A 15,226-nucleotide genomic window follows, 5' to 3' on the forward strand; every position below is an offset into this window, starting at 1 on the left:
ACGGCCCGGCCGGAGCGTGCTCGTGATCCTGCTGTGGACTAGGTCGCCGCCGGCACCTGCGGACCCAGCATCCTTGTCGACGCGGTGACTACGCCGGCCCTACCAGGCAGGCCCCGGACGCGAGAGGCAGGTGTTGGCATGGGTGACGACGTTGCGGCCCTGCTCCTGGCGCTTGCGGCCGAGAATGCCGATCTGCGCGAGCAGCCGGCCTCTGTGCAGGACATGCTCGTCGAGACCGCGATCGACGCCGGGAACATGCACGCCCCCGTGGAGGCCATGAGGACTGAGCGCGATGCGTCGAGCTTACGCCATGGCCCGAAGCAACGGCTCGGCAAACAACGCCCGCAACCGGGCCAGCTCCAACTCCGACACACCCAGCGCCGCCGCGGGGCGCGCGAACAGATAGCCCTGCATCTGCTCGCAGTGCAGCTCGCGCAGGATCGCCAGCTGCTCGGCGGTCTCGACCCCCTCGACCGTGACCTGCAGGCCGAGGTTGTGCCCGAGGTTCACGATCGCCCGCACGATCGCCAACGTGTCGGCGTGCTGCCCCAGCCGGCGCACGAACGACTGATCGACCTTGATCTTGTCGAACCGGAACTGCTGCAGGTAGCTCAGCGACGAGTACCCGGTGCCGAAATCGTCGAGCGCCAGGCGCACGCCCAACCCGCGCAGGTCGGTGAGCACCTGCACGGCCTTCGCGGCATCTTGGATGAACACGCTCTCAGTGATCTCGACCACCAGCCGCGCCGGGGCGAGGCCATGACGCGCCAGCGCTGCCGCGATGATTTCCGGGACGTCGGACTGTCGGAACTGGCTCGGGGAGACGTTGACCGATACCCGCCACGGCTGCGGCCAGGCGGCCGCGGCCGCGCAGGCGGTGTCGATCACCCACGCGCCGATCCGCCCGATCAGGTCGGCCTGCTCCGCCACCGGGATGAACTCGGCCGGCGAGACGAAGCCGCGCTCCGGGTGCTGCCAGCGGATCAGCGCCTCGAAGGTCTCGACCTCGCCGGTGCGGGCGTTGACGATCGGCTGGTAGAACAGACGTAGCTCGTCGCGGGCGATCGCCCCGCCGAGCTCGTGTTCGAGTTGTCGGCGCGCCTGCAGCTGCACGTCCATCGCCGTCTCGAAGAAGCGCACCGCACCCCGGCCCTCGTCCTTGACGCGGTACAGAGCGGTGTCGGCCGCGCGCAGCAGCGTTTCGGCCGTGCTGCCGTCCCCGGGGTAGAGGGCGACGCCGGCCGAGGCGCCGATCTCGACGCGGTGGTCGTCGATCCGGAACGGGCGACGCAGGCCCTCGATCAGGCGACCAGCGATCTCAGCAACCCGTTGAGGCGCGCGCGCGCCGGTGAGCACCACCACGAACTCGTCGCCGCCGACCCGGGCCAGGGTGTCGCTCGGACGCAGTTCGGTGAGCATGCGCTTGGCTGCCTGAACCAAGAGGGCGTCGCCGGCGGCGTGGCCGTGCAGGTCGTTGACGGCCTTGAACCGGTCGAGGTCGAGGTAGATCACCGCGACGCCGGTCCCGTCCAGGGCGGCGGCGTCGAGTGCTGGGCCGAGGCGCTGCTCCAGCAGGTAGCGATTGGGCAGGTCGGTCAGGGCGTCGTGTAGGGCGAGGTGCCGGATACGGGCCTCGTCGCGCTTGCGGTCGGTGAGGTCGCGCAAGGCGACGGCGGTGGCGGGCTTACCGCCAAACTCGATGGTGCGGCAGGACAGCTCGACCGGGACATGTGTGCCGGCGGCGGTGCGGATCTCGAATTCCTCCGGCTGCAGATCCTCGGAGCGGCAGCGCGTGCGCCGCAGCAGCGCCGGGGTATCGGCCTGCGAGAACAGGTCGAGCACCGGCCGGCCGACGATCTGGTCGGGGGCCATCCCGAACAGGCGACCGCCGGCGTCGTTGACCTCCAGCACCTCGCCGTCGCGATGGATGAACAACACCTCGTGCGCGAGGTTGCTGAGCAGGCGCATGCGGCTGAGGTCGCGCCGATCACGTTGCGAGAGATGCTGCTGCAGCGCCAGGGCGACGAGGCCCGCGACCAGCACCACGAGGCTGACAGCAGCGACCACGAGTGCCAGCGGGGTCGAGCCGAGCACGTAGCTCTCCCCCTCGTGCAACGCGATCGGCGCGACCGTGACGGCGGTCATGCCGGTGAAGTGCAGGCCGCAGATCGCCAGCGCGAGCCAGCCGGTGACTTCGATGCGGCGGCCGAGGCTCGTCAGCCTGCCGGCGCGCGCCAGGGCGAGGATGGAGAACGCGACGCTAACCAGGATCGAGGCGGCGACGTAGTCGGGATCGAGCAGCACCAGGCTGGAGGCGGCCATCGCGCCGACGCCGAGATAGTGCATGCCGGTGATCGTGAGACCGAGCACGGTGCCTGCCAGCACGACACCGAGCGGGGCGGTGGACAGCCGCCGCCACAGGTACAGGGCGGTCAAGGAGCCGGCGATAGCTACCACGATCGAGGCGGCCGTGAGGTCGAGGTCGTAGGCGACCTGCGCCCCGGTCTGGAACGCCAGCATGGCGACGAAATGCAGCGACCAGACGCTGCCACCGAAGATGGTTGCAGCCGGAACGAGGGTCCGAAGCAGCGAGCGAGCTCTAGCTTCGGCCCGCGCGATCAAGGTGACTGTGGCGAAGCACCCAAGGGCGCAGATCACGGCCGAGAGCGCGACGAGGCGCAAGTCGTGCTGCTGTGCGACACAGGTGAGGACGCGGATCATGGTTTGCTCAGTCCGGACAACGACTGGTCGTCAGATCGCGATCATATCGCACCTATGCCTACCGATTGGTCAGCTACCTAAGCGAACTCATTTTGTGGTTGAGGGACGATAAAATGCTCAGTCAAGATGTACGGTTTGGTGGCGTCAGTACAGCGGTGGTCCGCCAGTCAACACTCCTGGCGCGCCTACCTGCAGCGGCTCGGGCAATGGAATGACTGATAGTTGGCCAAGCAATTTTCATGACGGCCGCGGCCGCTAGGGGCGAAGGCCGAGATGCATATTCGATCGCCCTCGATCCACCGCATTGTGCCAGCAACGGCGGGGCCCCGATCAGATGCTCACGGTTTCGATGCTGCGGGTAGATGAGAGCGGTGGCCGCTGATGCGAGTCGAGGGGTTGATTAGTCCGTGAGACGCCCCCGCCCTCTGAGGTGGCAGTTCGTCAGGCTCGGTCTCGGACTGCTCCTGCCGACCCTGCTGTTCGTGGGCGTGCTGCTCTGGCAATTCGCGGCCTCTGAGCGCAGCCGCGTTGAGCAGGATGTGAGGGCACGAGCGCACGGCTTGGCCGTAGCGCTCGACCGGGAGATCAACGGCGTCCTCACCACCCTCCAGGCCCTTGGTACTTCGCCTAGCCTGCAGACGCACGACCTCCAGAGCTTCTACGCCCAAGTGAGCGCGATCCATCGCCTGCAGGGTATCCACATCAGCCTGCGCAGCGTCGATGGTCAGACCGTCTTGACCACGCGGGCCCCACTCGGAACCAGCGTCGCCGTGCCACCACTCCTTGCGGACACAGACAAGGAGATCCTGCGCACGGGCGTCGCGACCGTGAGCAACATCTTCACCAGCACCACCTCAGGCCAGCCCGTCTTCCAGATCGTGAGTTCGCCCATCCGGGTCGGCGGGGCACCGACCTACCTGCTCGCGGCGAGCCTCGACCTCGATTATCTCGTGGAAGCGGCGCGGCGCGAGGATCTGCCCCCGGGCTGGACCGGCTCCCTCGTCGACCGCAATGGTATCGTGGCCGTCCGAACCGAGCAGCAGACGGACTTCGTTGGCAAGCTGGCTTCGCCAGACTTTCGGGCCCACGCGGTCGATGAGGCCGGGCTGTACTACGGGCATAACAGGGTCGGGCGGGAGGTCCTGACCGGCTATAGCCGATCTAGGCTGACCGGATGGTCCGCGGCGGTCGTCGTCGGGACGGAGATCGTCGAGGCGCCTTTGCAGCGCTCGATCGCGATCCTCGTCGGACTGGGCCTCGTACTCGGGCTGATCGCGATCGGCGTCGCCCTCACGGTCGCCCGACGTGTGGATCGCGCCATGCGTCGCCTGGGTGAGGGAGCGATGGCGATCGGACGAGGTAGCCAAGTCAGCTCGATTGCGACCCCCATCGTCGAGGTGAACCGCGTCGGGGCGGCACTTGCGACGGCGGCGCTGCAGCTCCAGGACCGCGCTCGCGAGCGTGACGCGGCCGAGACGGCTCTACGCGACCTCAACACGGCGCTGGAAGACCGCGTCTCCGCGCGCACCCGCGATCTGGATGCTACGAACCGGACGCTGATTACCGAGATGCAGAACCGCGAGGTGGCCGAGGGCCAGCTGCGGCAACTACAGAAGATGGAAGCGGTAGGCCAGCTCACCGGCGGCATCGCGCACGACTTCAACAACATGCTCGCCATCGTGATGGGCGGCCTGAACCTGATCCGCAAGCGCCTGGAGCGCGGGGAGGGCGGCATCGAGCGCTTCGTCGATGTCGCGATGGACGGTGCAACCCGCGCCGCCACTCTCACCCAGCGGCTGCTCGCCTTCTCTCGCCAGCAGCCGCTCGCGCCGGAGCCGATCGACGCCAACAAGCTCGTGGCGGGCATGTCCGAGATCCTGCGGCGCACACTCGGGGGCGGCATCCACCTGGAGACTGTGCTGGCTGGCGGCCTGTGGCGCACGCATGCCGACGTGAGCCAACTCGAAAACGCTGTCCTCAACCTCGCCGTGAACGGGCGCGACGCCATGCAGGACGCCGAGGCCGATAGCGGTCGCCTGACGATCGAGACTGCCAACGTCCATCTCGACGAGGCCTACGCCAAGCTCGCCGGGATCTCCGCCGGCCAGTACGTCATGGTGGCTGTGACCGACACCGGTACTGGTATGACGCCCGACGTCCTTACCAAGGTGTTCGACCCGTTCTTCACGACCAAGCCTGTGGGCAAAGGAACGGGGCTGGGGCTGTCGCAGGTGTATGGCTTCGTGCGGCAGTCCAATGGACACGCGAAGGTCTACTCGGAGCCTGGACAGGGCACGAGCGTGAAGCTCTACCTGCCGCGCTTCTACGGCGAGGACGAGATCGGGCATCTCTTTGCCGACGCTCAGGCTGGGCCGGCCCTACCGACCGGCAACAGAGGCGAGATCATCCTCGTGGTGGAAGATGAGGAATCATTGCGCCTGCTCAGCGTCGAGGCGCTGCGCGAACTCGGCTACACCGTGCGCCATGCTGAGAACGGTGCGACGGCGCTGCGCGTGCTCGATGCTCAGCCTGGCGTAGTGCTGCTGTTCACCGACATCGTCATGCCGGACATGAACGGGCGTCGCTTGGCCGAGGAAGCGACGCGGCGGCGACCCGAGCTGAAGGTGCTCTACACGACAGGGTTCACGCGCAACGCGATCGTGCACAACGGCGTGCTCGACCCCGGCACGCACTTCCTGCCCAAGCCGTTCACGCTGGAGCAATTGGCGGGCAAGGTACGCGAGGTGCTGAGTTAGTCATATGCTCCTCGCCCAACCTCAACGAGGTAACGCCGTTCTCGGTCAGCGGCTGACCCCTGACACCGGTACTCCCCCGTTACTCCGTATCAGCGGCTGACAGGAGCTTCCGGACAGCTGGCAATTCAGCTCTAGGTGATGGGGGCTCGTGCCTTGCCCTGTGCGCCCAATTCGGGCCGCACGTCGGGCGCCGCAACGCTTGGGCTTGATGAACCTTGAATACACCTGCCAGCGTTGTGCAGGCAGATAGGTTCAGCCTCACGGGAGGGCGGATGCCACGCTACTTTTTCGACGTTCTGCACGATGGCGAGGACGTGACGCGCGACCACGATGGGATCGACTTACCCAATCTGGAGGCGGCAGAAATCGAAGCCTTGGAGATCTGGAAGCGTATTCTCAGGGAGCACACCGCAGGTGCCGCAAACCCGTTCCACTGGCACGTGGCCATCCTGGATGAGAATGGGACGGCCTTGGCTAAGGTCCCTTACCCATCCGATTTCGCGAACGAAGCATGACACTGAGCCGAGGGTTCGGTTTAGGGAACGCCCTAGATGCTTGAGATGACCCATCACACGTTGGCACCTCTGACACGATGACGGCCCTTGAACTGCTCCGTGCCGTCGCCCACAACGCGCCTGTGGGTGTCGTCGTCACCGACGCGACCATCGACCTGCCCGGCCCCACGATCCTATACGTCAACGCTGCCTTCGGCCGCCTCGTGGGGCGCGATCCTGGCAGTCTCATCGGACTGAGCCCGCGCTTCATGCAGGGCAAGGAGACACGGCGGGCGCAATTGGACTCCTTCCGCCGCGCGATGACGGCGGGCGTGCGCTTCCACGGCTACCTAACCAACTACCGCGCCGACGGCACCCGGTACCGCGCCGAGATCGATTGCCGGCCGTTGCGCAGTGCGGATGGTCAAGTCGAGAACTTCGTGTCCTTCGAGCGCGAGGTGGTCCGGCGCGTCGGCCGCCCGGTGATAAGGGCAGACGGGCGCTACGAGCCGATCAGCGTGGGCGACGATATGCTGGCGGGCGTGCTCCAAGAGCTTGCGCTGTTCCGGCACATCTGAGCCGACGACCCATCGAAGCGCCACCTCGACACCCGCCCCGCCGCTCGCCATCTTGAGCCCATGCCCGGGCAGCACGGCCAGACCTACGATCCGCAGAAGGATCTGCTGCCTTGGGCGATGGAACAGATAACCTGATGGATCTTCATCAGAGCACGATCAACGCCATTTCCATGTGGGCTGCCAGCAATGAGAACGTCGCCGAGGTCTGGCTATTCGGCAGTCGAGCTAGGAGCATGGCGCGACCAGACAGCGACGTGGATCTCGGCATCGTGCTGGTGCCTGGTGAGCTGAGTTTCGGCGAGGAACTGGGTCACGATTGGCCGCTCGCCAACTTCGGCTCGCTCAAGGAGCAATGGCGTGATGCGCTCTCAGAGCGCCTTAGCTGTGCAGTCCACTTGAAGGTGTTCGCTCGCCCTGGTGAACGGCGAAGCGATCAGGAATTAGCCGCGCGGGCATCAGCCATCCTGCTATGGTCAAGGTAGCCGTCCGGTGGCTTTCGTCTGCACCGTTATACAGGGCGGCTTTCGCGTCCAAGGATTTGCCGCGAGCACGCCCCGCATCGCAATCATCGACATTGGGTACGACGACGCCGAGCCGTTGAACTACAAGGTCGCGGTCGGCCTCGATGCGCAGGCCGGCGGGTGCCTCGAACTGTACTTCAATGTCATTGAGGCAGATGGAGAAACCGGCGGGGAGCACACGTTCTGGAGCGGCAGAAATACGCGCTTCATCAGGGCGACGGAAGACCGCGCCGCCGTGCTTGGGGCAATCTTATTCGGCCTGCGCGATCTGCTGAGCGTCAGCGCGCCAGATAGCTTCGTGTGGTTCACCTATGACGAGGCTATGCCGAGGAGGGCGCTGCTTAAATTCGACCTCGTCAGGCGTGTGGTCGAGGAGTGTGGATACACGGTCACGGTCTCGCGCTTGCCGCGAGGGCGACGGGCGTGGGAAGCGACCCGGCCGCCTGATCCAGCGGTTGACTCTGGCGAAGCCGATCCCGATCCTAGTAGCTAGCAACGGTGAGGCGATGACCCGCGAAGAACTGATAGCGCTGGCTGAGACCGCCGAGGAGCGGACCACGGGCTATTTGCACAAGGCGCTCAAGGACCCCGATATCAAGGCTGCCGTTCACAGCCGGTATGTGCCAGCCGTGCTCGACGGGCTGACCGCTACCAGCGTCGCCAACGATCCGAGCCGGAAGCCTGGGAAGGGGCGGAAGCAGGCGTAAGCCTCGACAGGCGCACCGCCAGGTGCCCTGACCTATCCAGCCCGCCCGCCCCGGGGCAGCATCGAGTAGAACCGGCTCGCGTCGAACTGCTGCCGGGCCTGCTGTAGGGTCATCGCCCGCCCATCCATCTTTGGGGGCGCCATTCCGCCGCCGCCCGCCGCCTTCTGGCCCTGCTTCTGCTGGCCGCCCGCGATGCTCTTGAGCGCGCTGGCGATACCGCCGTAGGGACTGGCGTCCTCCTGCTGGCCCTGCGACCCGTCCAGCGCGGTTGGCTGACCGGCCAGGGACGCGGCGTCGGGCGTCAGGGAAGACTGCCCCGGAACGGCAGAACCCTGCCCCACGATGCCGCCTAGCCCGAACCCGCCACGTTGCGCCGTCGAGCCCATCGAGGCGCCGCGGGGCGCGGACGTCGCCGGCAGTGCCTGGCCGCTACCGGGACGACGGCAACAGCAACCGCGGCACGCCCGGATGCGATACAGGACAGCGACGGCGTTGGGCGATGCAGGCTCGGTGGGATGCGGAGCTTGAGGAGAGCCGCGCCAAGATCCAGTGCGAGTCGGTCGACTCGGTCGAGCCCGAGAGCCAAGGGGGGCACGATCCGTTACCCCCTTCGTCGGTTGAGGCTGAGATGGGCTTACCATCCGTTACCCCATCTGATCCTGAGCCGCCGAAGCCCGAAAGGGGGTCGCAGAACGCTACCCCCTCGCCGAAACCATCGCGCCGCCCGCCCGCCCAAAATGGACAGGCCCGCAAGCCGACCGCCAGGTCTGCCGCCCGCCCGGCCTCTCAGCCGAACAAGCCCGAGCACCGCCCCGTCGCCGAGCGCCGTGCCGCCGTCGAGACCCTACTCGCCGAAGGCCTTTCGGATCGGGAGATCGCCCGGCGGGCTGGCGTGTCGCCCTCGACAGTGTCCGCTGTCAGGAAAGCGCAGGAAGTCGCCAAAATCGGCGCGTGAGGCCGCTTCCTCGTTTTATAGGTGATGACTACCGGATTTCGGACAACGGCCGCCCCACGCCAAATCTGGCGATCCTAAGGGCAATATAGGTGAGCCCCATATCGAGCCGGGCGCGCGATGACTGCCTTGCAAAACTCAACGCCCGCCCGCCGGCCTCGCGCCCTGGCTACCAAAAACTGCCCTCGCGAGACTGCCTCCGAAAACTCCGGAAACTCCCGCGATGACTGCCTCGGAAAACTCTTCCCGCCTGTGCGGAGAGCTGCTGTGCAAAACCCATCTGAGGCAACGGCCATTGTTTTTTTCAGTTATTTTAACTGGCCTTGATGGAGCGCCCTCCTCGCGTAGCGGCTACCGAAAACTCCCCGACCGCTAGAACGGCGCCCTCTAAATCGCTCTACTTTAGACAGAAGCGCCGTCCTTTTTCAGGTGTCCGAGTTGTCCGGGTTGGCCTCGCGCGTCGCGCGCGTACTGGGCCCGAAGCGTCGCCCGAGACCAACATTTACCAACAGGCGCGTCCCCGTTCCGGCTTCAACATTCTTCAACAAGTTGGCAGCCCCGAGGTGGGATATCGGCCGGTATCTTAATCGGCCTCCGGCGCGGCGCTCAGCCAATATCCGCCGTTTTTTTATTCGGCCTTCGCCTGCGCGTGCGCTCTGATTTCCGTTGATTGTTTTTCAAATCGGGGCCTGGTCCGCGCCGGCCCTTTTAGGGTGTGCGGGTTGTGCAGCTTGCCCATTTTGGACACCCCGCATGCTATCGCCCGAGAGGCGCTAAGCCATTGGCGGGCAATCGTCTTGGGGAATCGATGGCCCCGGCCGAAGCCCTCGCGCGCACGGCCGCGTACCGGGCCCGAAACTCGCCGCCGAGACCCGCGAAGGTCAACAAATGTCAACAGGCGGCCCGGCATCCGTCCCCCGACCAAGATGGCACTGTACCCCGTTCTGCCCCCGTCTCGCCGGCCTCGCGCGGGCGCGCGTACTGCTGCCGAAACTCGGCCTCACCATCACTAAACATCACTATTTTAGCGATGCGCCAGTCTCGCGCGCGCGGGCGTATTGGTTGCGAAACTCGAGCGGCGCGGCTCAGCCTAGGCGAACCATCACGGACCCGTCCGCCATATCGACATCGGAGACGAGCGGCCCGTCGATCCCCATCCGGGAGAAAAACGCGAGCCCCCGATTGCATGCGTCTGCGGCTTGGGCTCCGCTATCGGTCGGCAGGATGCGGACCAGTTCGACCATCACGGCGCCGATCGCCAGCATGCGCGCGTCTGGCTTCAGGTTGAGCGGCCCGGATCGGTTCCGGAGGAAGGCCGAGACGGCATTCTCGGCGATGATGCGAGCGGCGGTCTCGGCGTCGAATTCCTGCATGATCTGGTCTCCCGTGTCAGAGGAAGCCGCTCCCCGAGTGTCCCTTGAAGGCATTGACTCGACGGATGTGCTGACCACGGCCCGCGGGTACCAGTGGCTCAGACAATCATCTTTCCCTTATGGCCGCGACCTGGCCCAGGCTTCCGGTGATGCTCTACTCGTTGTTTCTCACCGACCAGCACCGGTGTCTCACCTTCGCTCAGCACCGACATGACCACCGCGCGGAAATCGTTGCATAGCCGCGGCTCCATGGCCTCACAGGCACGCGGACAGATCGTACGCCAGGCCTCCCGATCGACGCGCGCGGAGCGGTGTTGGTTAGACACGACGACGCTGAACGATAACCCGCAGTGCGGACAACAAACGGGCACGAAGCGCATGACAAACCCCGGGGGCGTGGAGAAACGCTCCTCGGGCGATGCTCGTCCAGCGGATTGTATTCAAAATGCGATGGGCGCGGGATCGAGCAATCTGCTTGCGAACGCATCAGCCAACTCGATGCCGACGAACTGCTCAGCGTCCGCGTTTGTCTGCCGAACACCCTCAGCACTCACCGCGGGCACGTCGCCGCCACCGCGCGCTACACAGTAGCCGTCGCTCCGGCGCGAACGCCGAACGGCACAGGGCCGAACCACGTCGTCACGGGATCCGGCCCGCTCTCTCATCACGGACGCATCGTCACCCCATTCGCGTAGCCGTGCGTACCGCCCCGGCCGGATCCGCCGGGCCTTCTCCTTCACCCCCCGAGACCTGACCCCATGGGCGACGTGCTCACCTTCACCCCGCGTCCGAAACCGGCCGCTCCGGCGATCCCGGAGCCGCTGACCGGACCCGCCCTGCGCGCCAGCCTGGAGGAGGCGGCACAGATCGCCCTCGACGCCGCGGACCGCATCATCGCCGTGCTCGACCGCATGGACGGCGATGCCGACCACGAGGACAGCGGGGACGATGAGCCGTCCCTGGCTGCGCCAGAGAACACCGTTGGCTCGCAGGTCGTCTACATGCGCGGCGGGGATCAGGACCGCGAGGTTGAGGCGCCCGAGGACGTTCTGTCGGAGGTGGCGGCAGAACCATCGTCAAGGGAGATCGCTTTGCCCTGGCAGGGCCGCGGGAACGTCATAGCTGTTGCTGGCGTAGTCCTGCTCAATCTTGCGCGGGTGCGGTGAGGGAGAAAGACTGGATGCCTGATCTTCGCTGGATCCAGCATCGCACTCAGGACTGGGTCGACTACATCGGCGAGGATGGCATCCCGGTTGGATCCATAAGCCCACTGCAGCAGGGAGGGTTTAGGGCCTGTACCTATCGCCCGAGTCTGGGATGGCCGCTGCGATACGACCGATACGCAGATGTCGTGACTGAAGAGGCTGCGCGGTCTTGGATTGAACAGAAGATTGAAGCGCGCACGCCCGCAGATACCGGCGATGCGCTTGAGGTTCGAGCGAGGGACACTGCTGCGTGAGGTCGGCTACACCAGATCGCTCGGCGGGCGGGGTGCTGGCTGAGCCGTTGCCGGTGGTCGATAGCTTACCCCGGCACGGGCGTGACAACGTCCTCGCAGCAGCTGGCACCCTGATCCTCGACCTGCTTGAGCGGGCGTGATGCAGCGCAATGTGGGTGGCAAGAAGCTTTTCAATTGATGTCGTGATCCGAACCTCGGCGTTTGAGCGTGACTGCCAGAGGGATTTGTTGATATCCAAGTGAGATGTCGGAAAATGCTTCGCCCTGGTACGTTGCTATCGGTGCCTCAGGAGGCGATGGCCTAGAGGACATCAAAGCGTTGCTCGCCGCCCTTCCGTTATCAATCCGGGCCGTAATCCTCGTTGTGTTGCATAGATCCTGGGACAAGCCTAGCAATCTGAAACCCGTTCTGGAGCGTGCCTGTACCCTGCCGGTCGTGATTGCCGAAGAGGACGATAAATTCGAGCAGGGTACCGTTTATATTGGCGAACCTGCTCAGCACCTCACCCTGGCGGCGCGTAGCCTAGGCGAGATAATCCATGATCCGGATCGCGTACATGGAAATCGGACTGTCGACCTACTCTTCCGCTCAGTCGCCCGGCACGGGCAGGGCCGCATGATCGGCATCGTTTTATCCGGATCGCTTGATGATGGGTCGCGCGGGCTCGCGGCAATCCATGAGGCGGGCGGCCTCACGATGGTACTCACGCCGGACCCGGAGCCGTACCGCGGCATGCCCAGGAACGCGATCAACTACGATGGTCCGGTCGATGTGATCGGCAGTCCGCGGGTGATCGCTGCCGCCATCATCAAGAGCGTTGCCAAAGGCTGAGCTTCAGAGTGACGCGTTCGAGACCGTGATCAAGATGGAGACCCGGCGCTGGAGCGTCCGCGAGAACGTCATCGCGGCGGCCCGTTCCTTCCTCGTCGACCTGCTGGAGCGGGCGTAAAGTCGAAGCTGCTCTAGATGTTTGGTCCCGGCATTTGGTGGAGCGGGTTTGACCTGAAACGGCTGGGCTCGGCCGACCATGCCTTGCAGATGGCTTCGTAGGGCGTGAGGCCGCGCAGGGTCTTGAGGCGGCGGGCGAAGTTGTAGGCGCTGACGAAGTCGGCCAAGTGCGCACGGAGTTGCCCATGGCTGTCGTAGTGGTTGCGGGATCGTCGCCTGGAGCGCGTAGAGGCAGTCGTCCAACGGCAGGAGCGTATGACGGCGAAAGGCGACGACGACCGCCTCGTCCTCCTGTGACAGCACCGTCGAGCGGGGATCCTTCGGACCCGTGCGCTGGTCGGCGACCGAGGTCCGCTGCCGCCACTTGGCGACCGTCTTCTGGTTGATCCCGTAGCGCTTCGAGAGCGCCCTCAGGCTCGCTTGACTATGCTGGATCGCTCGACGGACTGCCTCCGTCGTGGTGGCGCTGCCGTGAAGAACTTGGCCCATAGCGCGTCCCTCCACTCCAGCGTGAAGAATGCACCATCAAACCCTGGGATCAAACATCTAGGTGGTGAGCTGCCATTGGGTTTCAGCCCGAAATCCGACATTCAGCTTGGCACTCGTCCCGGTCATGCGGCAGCCACGAAAACATCAGGGTCTGCGGCAATCCATTGCCGTAGTCGCCTCCGTTACGCTGAGGGCCCTACGCCGCGTCTCCAGTGGTGCATCCGGATCGTCCGAGATGGCCCCCGCCTCTTGCCTGAGTACCGTGTCGCAGGCACACGAGCTATAGCCGGCGGTGTCGTAGCAGGCATCGTGGTGCATGCAGGCGGCATCGAGAGCGTCGATGGGCGGCAATCCCTCGCCGCGCTGCCCTTTCCCGCAGTAGTTGCCGTGGAACAGTTCCTTGCCGGTCACGACCTTGCCGAGATCGCCCTTGAGCGGAGCCGGCGCCTCTGCTTGCCCGCTTGGATTGAGGTCGTTGGCCGGACCACCCGCCTTGGAGGCTGACGACCGCAGCGCCTTCGGGATGCCGGAGCGCTCCCCGGGCTCGTTGAGGGCTTCGGCTGCTCGGCCGTTGGGATCAGACAGATCTGGAAGCGGCGGAGGCGGCCCGGGGCGGGGGGCGTCCGCCTCGATGGTGGTGGACGCCACCTCATCTGTGGCGCCCTGCGCTTTGAGGCTTTGCGGGCAGGCCAGGAGCGACAGCCCAAGGAGCACAAGGATGGTAGATCTCAAAACAGGCTCCCGAATTTGGAGCGATCAATCCGAAGCTCGGCATTTCCGTTCCGCCGGAGCTCCCAACATCGGTAACCTGTAGGGGACCGATCCGAGCACAGTTCGGGGGCGGCCGCGGCAACGTCATCGCGGTGGCCGGCGTGACGCTGCTCGACCTGCTAGAGCGGGCGTGATGCCTAGGTCTGCTGAGGGTGGATTTCCGCCTGTCTGCTTTCGGGCAACGATCGATGGATGCGGACATCGCCTCCGCGCCCGCACACGACCCCTTGCGGAAGGTCGGACGGTCTGCTTCGGGGCACTCTACGACAGAGAGCCCTGCGATTGGATCGCGTGGGAAGTGGTCGTTGCGGCCTTTCCAACGGGAAGGTCCTATCTCTCCCCCGCAGAGGAGATGAATTATGCCGACACAAACAGTCCTAGCCGCTGCAACGGCCCTGGCGCTTGGACAAGGCACGCCGCACCCGCTTCCCTCCACCCAGGCTACGACGACTTACCATCGGGTCGAGGTAAACGGTGTTGGCATCTTCTACCGCGAGGCTGGGCTGCGCGATGCGCCCACGATCTTGCTGCTGCACGGCTATCCGTCGTCATCCCGCCAGTGGGACGCGCTGCTGCCGCTGCTCGCCGATCGCTACCACCTGATTGCGCCGGACTACCCTGGCTTCGGTCAGAGCGATGCGCCGACGCCCGCGCAATACACCTATACCTTCGACAACCTCGCCGCGACGATGGAGGGCTTGACCGCGCAACTCGGCCTCGCGCGGTACACGCTGTTCATGCAGGATTACGGCGGCCCGGTCGGCTTTCGCATGGCGCTCGCCCATCCCGACCGTGTGAGCGCGCTGATCGTCCAGAACGCCAACGCCTACGTGGAGGGGCTCGGAGCGAAGTGGCAGGGCATCGCCCAGTACTGGGCCGACCCCGCAGCCCATCCCGAGCAGGTCGACGCCTTCATGTCCCTCGAAGGGGCCAAGCAGCGCCATCTCGGCACCAGCCCAAATCCGGAGCGGTACAACCCGGACACCTGGATGGACGAGTACGCGATCCTGTCCCGGCCAGGTGAGCGGGACATCCAGGCGGCCCTCCTTTCAGACTACCAAACGAACGTCGCATCCTACCCAGCTTGGCAGGCGTGGATGCGCACGCAACCGTTGCCGACCCTCGTGCTGTGGGGCCGTTACGATCCCTCCTTCATTGTGCCAGGAGCCGAAGCCTATCTGCGCGACACACCGAAGGCAGAGTTGTACATCCTCGATGCTGGCCATTTCGCGCTAGATGAGGCGACGGACAGGATTGCTTGGCTGACACGAGACTTTCTTGGCCGCAGCATTGGAACCTCGACAGCCCCATCATCCGTACCTCGATAGTCCCGAGGCCACTCCCCCGAACGTCGGAGAAGGGTTGGAGACAGAACGTCCGCTTCGCGGCGAAAGGTCAACGTCCGATTGCCACCCCGAGCCGCAGTTGCCGCACGGCTGACGAACGTCCGCTTCGGG

Annotated in this window: 16 protein-coding genes and 1 pseudogene; 11 read left to right on the top strand and 6 right to left on the bottom strand. The window is 65.4% G+C overall.

Translation table 11 applies throughout. The features are described 5' to 3' along the window. Positions 1-99: 99 nt before the first annotated feature. On the bottom strand, positions 100-261 hold the full coding sequence (locus AC3IF1_RS30580) for a hypothetical protein (protein WP_489220844.1): 162 nt from the start codon (positions 259-261) through the stop codon (positions 100-102). 42 nt (positions 262-303) lie between these two features. Beyond that, positions 304-2,721, bottom strand: a complete 2,418-nt coding sequence (locus tag AC3IF1_RS30585; protein WP_489220845.1) for a bifunctional diguanylate cyclase/phosphodiesterase — start codon at positions 2,719-2,721, stop codon at positions 304-306. Between the two features lie 482 nt (positions 2,722-3,203). Here AC3IF1_RS30585 and AC3IF1_RS30590 point away from each other — a divergent pair, with 482 nt between their 5' ends. The 6 genes from AC3IF1_RS30590 (at position 3,204) to AC3IF1_RS30615 (ending at position 7,777) form a co-directional block, all read left to right on the top strand. After that, positions 3,204-5,477 carry a hybrid sensor histidine kinase/response regulator gene (locus AC3IF1_RS30590; RefSeq protein ID WP_489220846.1) on the top strand — a complete coding sequence of 758 codons (2,274 nt, stop codon included), beginning with the start codon at positions 3,204-3,206 and terminating at the stop codon, positions 5,475-5,477. A 272-nt stretch (positions 5,478-5,749) separates the two neighbouring features. Continuing rightward, entirely contained in the window at positions 5,750-5,992 is a 243-nt protein-coding gene (locus AC3IF1_RS30595; protein ID WP_489220847.1) for a DUF6894 family protein, read from the top strand. A gap of 77 nt (positions 5,993-6,069) precedes the next feature. Next, positions 6,070-6,549, top strand: coding sequence for a PAS domain-containing protein (locus AC3IF1_RS30600; protein WP_489220848.1), 480 nt, complete (start codon positions 6,070-6,072; stop codon positions 6,547-6,549). Positions 6,550-6,683: 134 nt separating this feature from the next. Beyond that, positions 6,684-7,031, top strand: a complete 348-nt coding sequence (locus AC3IF1_RS30605) for a nucleotidyltransferase domain-containing protein (RefSeq protein ID WP_489220849.1) — start codon at positions 6,684-6,686, stop codon at positions 7,029-7,031. 7 nt (positions 7,032-7,038) lie between these two features. Next, positions 7,039-7,563: a hypothetical protein gene (locus AC3IF1_RS30610; protein ID WP_489220850.1), complete on the top strand. Its 525-nt coding sequence runs from the start codon at positions 7,039-7,041 to the stop codon at positions 7,561-7,563. Between the two features lie 13 nt (positions 7,564-7,576). Further along, positions 7,577-7,777 (top strand): hypothetical protein, encoded by a 201-nt coding sequence (locus AC3IF1_RS30615; RefSeq protein WP_489220851.1) that lies wholly within the window; start codon positions 7,577-7,579, stop codon positions 7,775-7,777. A 32-nt stretch (positions 7,778-7,809) separates the two neighbouring features. Here AC3IF1_RS30615 and AC3IF1_RS30620 read toward each other — a convergent pair whose 3' ends face one another. Then, positions 7,810-8,118: a hypothetical protein gene (locus AC3IF1_RS30620; RefSeq protein WP_489220852.1), complete on the bottom strand. Its 309-nt coding sequence runs from the start codon at positions 8,116-8,118 to the stop codon at positions 7,810-7,812. A gap of 287 nt (positions 8,119-8,405) precedes the next feature. On the opposite strand from AC3IF1_RS30620, the gene AC3IF1_RS30625 reads away from it, so the two are divergent. Then, on the top strand, positions 8,406-8,732 hold the full coding sequence (locus tag AC3IF1_RS30625; protein WP_489220853.1) for a helix-turn-helix domain-containing protein: 327 nt from the start codon (positions 8,406-8,408) through the stop codon (positions 8,730-8,732). 1,082 nt (positions 8,733-9,814) lie between these two features. On the opposite strand, the gene AC3IF1_RS30630 is transcribed toward AC3IF1_RS30625, so the two are convergent. Next, positions 9,815-10,102: a hypothetical protein gene (locus AC3IF1_RS30630; protein ID WP_489220854.1), complete on the bottom strand. Its 288-nt coding sequence runs from the start codon at positions 10,100-10,102 to the stop codon at positions 9,815-9,817. A gap of 758 nt (positions 10,103-10,860) precedes the next feature. Between AC3IF1_RS30630 and AC3IF1_RS30635 the strand changes: the two genes are divergently transcribed. From AC3IF1_RS30635 to AC3IF1_RS30645, 3 genes are all read left to right on the top strand, one after another. Next, positions 10,861-11,268: a hypothetical protein gene (locus AC3IF1_RS30635; protein ID WP_489220855.1), complete on the top strand. Its 408-nt coding sequence runs from the start codon at positions 10,861-10,863 to the stop codon at positions 11,266-11,268. Between the two features lie 536 nt (positions 11,269-11,804). Beyond that, positions 11,805-12,392, top strand: a complete 588-nt coding sequence (locus AC3IF1_RS30640) for a chemotaxis protein CheB (RefSeq protein ID WP_279598608.1) — start codon at positions 11,805-11,807, stop codon at positions 12,390-12,392. Beyond that, positions 12,379-12,510 carry a hypothetical protein gene (locus AC3IF1_RS30645; RefSeq protein WP_489220891.1) on the top strand — a complete coding sequence of 44 codons (132 nt, stop codon included), beginning with the start codon at positions 12,379-12,381 and terminating at the stop codon, positions 12,508-12,510. Before AC3IF1_RS30640 ends, AC3IF1_RS30645 begins: the two co-directional genes overlap by 14 nt. Positions 12,511-12,701: 191 nt before the next feature. On the opposite strand, the pseudogene AC3IF1_RS30650 reads toward AC3IF1_RS30645, so the two are convergent. Both AC3IF1_RS30650 and AC3IF1_RS30655 read right to left on the bottom strand, forming a co-directional pair. Next, a pseudogene (locus AC3IF1_RS30650) lies at positions 12,702-12,998 on the bottom strand (IS481 family transposase); the annotation flags it as partial. Positions 12,999-13,142: 144 nt separating this feature from the next. Beyond that, positions 13,143-13,730: a phospholipase A2 family protein gene (locus AC3IF1_RS30655; protein ID WP_489220856.1), complete on the bottom strand. Its 588-nt coding sequence runs from the start codon at positions 13,728-13,730 to the stop codon at positions 13,143-13,145. Positions 13,731-14,128: 398 nt separating this feature from the next. On the opposite strand from AC3IF1_RS30655, the gene AC3IF1_RS30660 reads away from it, so the two are divergent. Continuing rightward, positions 14,129-15,097: an alpha/beta fold hydrolase gene (locus AC3IF1_RS30660; protein WP_489220857.1), complete on the top strand. Its 969-nt coding sequence runs from the start codon at positions 14,129-14,131 to the stop codon at positions 15,095-15,097. Positions 15,098-15,226 lie beyond the last annotated feature (129 nt).

This window comes from Methylobacterium sp. E-012, assembly GCF_057836545.1.

Excerpts from the sequence above, each read along its gene's own strand:
- AC3IF1_RS30585 (WP_489220845.1), bottom strand. The coding sequence starts at position 2,721 with ATGATCCGCGTCCTCACCTGTGTCGCACAGCAGCACGACTTGCGCCTC.
- AC3IF1_RS30595 (WP_489220847.1), top strand. The coding sequence starts at position 5,750 with ATGCCACGCTACTTTTTCGACGTTCTGCACGATGGCGAGGACGTGACG.
- AC3IF1_RS30600 (WP_489220848.1), top strand. The coding sequence starts at position 6,070 with ATGACGGCCCTTGAACTGCTCCGTGCCGTCGCCCACAACGCGCCTGTG.
- AC3IF1_RS30605 (WP_489220849.1), top strand. The coding sequence starts at position 6,684 with ATGGATCTTCATCAGAGCACGATCAACGCCATTTCCATGTGGGCTGCC.
- AC3IF1_RS30615 (WP_489220851.1), top strand. The coding sequence starts at position 7,577 with ATGACCCGCGAAGAACTGATAGCGCTGGCTGAGACCGCCGAGGAGCGG.
- AC3IF1_RS30625 (WP_489220853.1), top strand. The coding sequence starts at position 8,406 with ATGGGCTTACCATCCGTTACCCCATCTGATCCTGAGCCGCCGAAGCCC.
- AC3IF1_RS30630 (WP_489220854.1), bottom strand. The coding sequence starts at position 10,102 with ATGCAGGAATTCGACGCCGAGACCGCCGCTCGCATCATCGCCGAGAAT.
- AC3IF1_RS30635 (WP_489220855.1), top strand. The coding sequence starts at position 10,861 with ATGGGCGACGTGCTCACCTTCACCCCGCGTCCGAAACCGGCCGCTCCG.
- AC3IF1_RS30640 (WP_279598608.1), top strand. The coding sequence starts at position 11,805 with ATGTCGGAAAATGCTTCGCCCTGGTACGTTGCTATCGGTGCCTCAGGA.
- AC3IF1_RS30660 (WP_489220857.1), top strand. The coding sequence starts at position 14,129 with ATGCCGACACAAACAGTCCTAGCCGCTGCAACGGCCCTGGCGCTTGGA.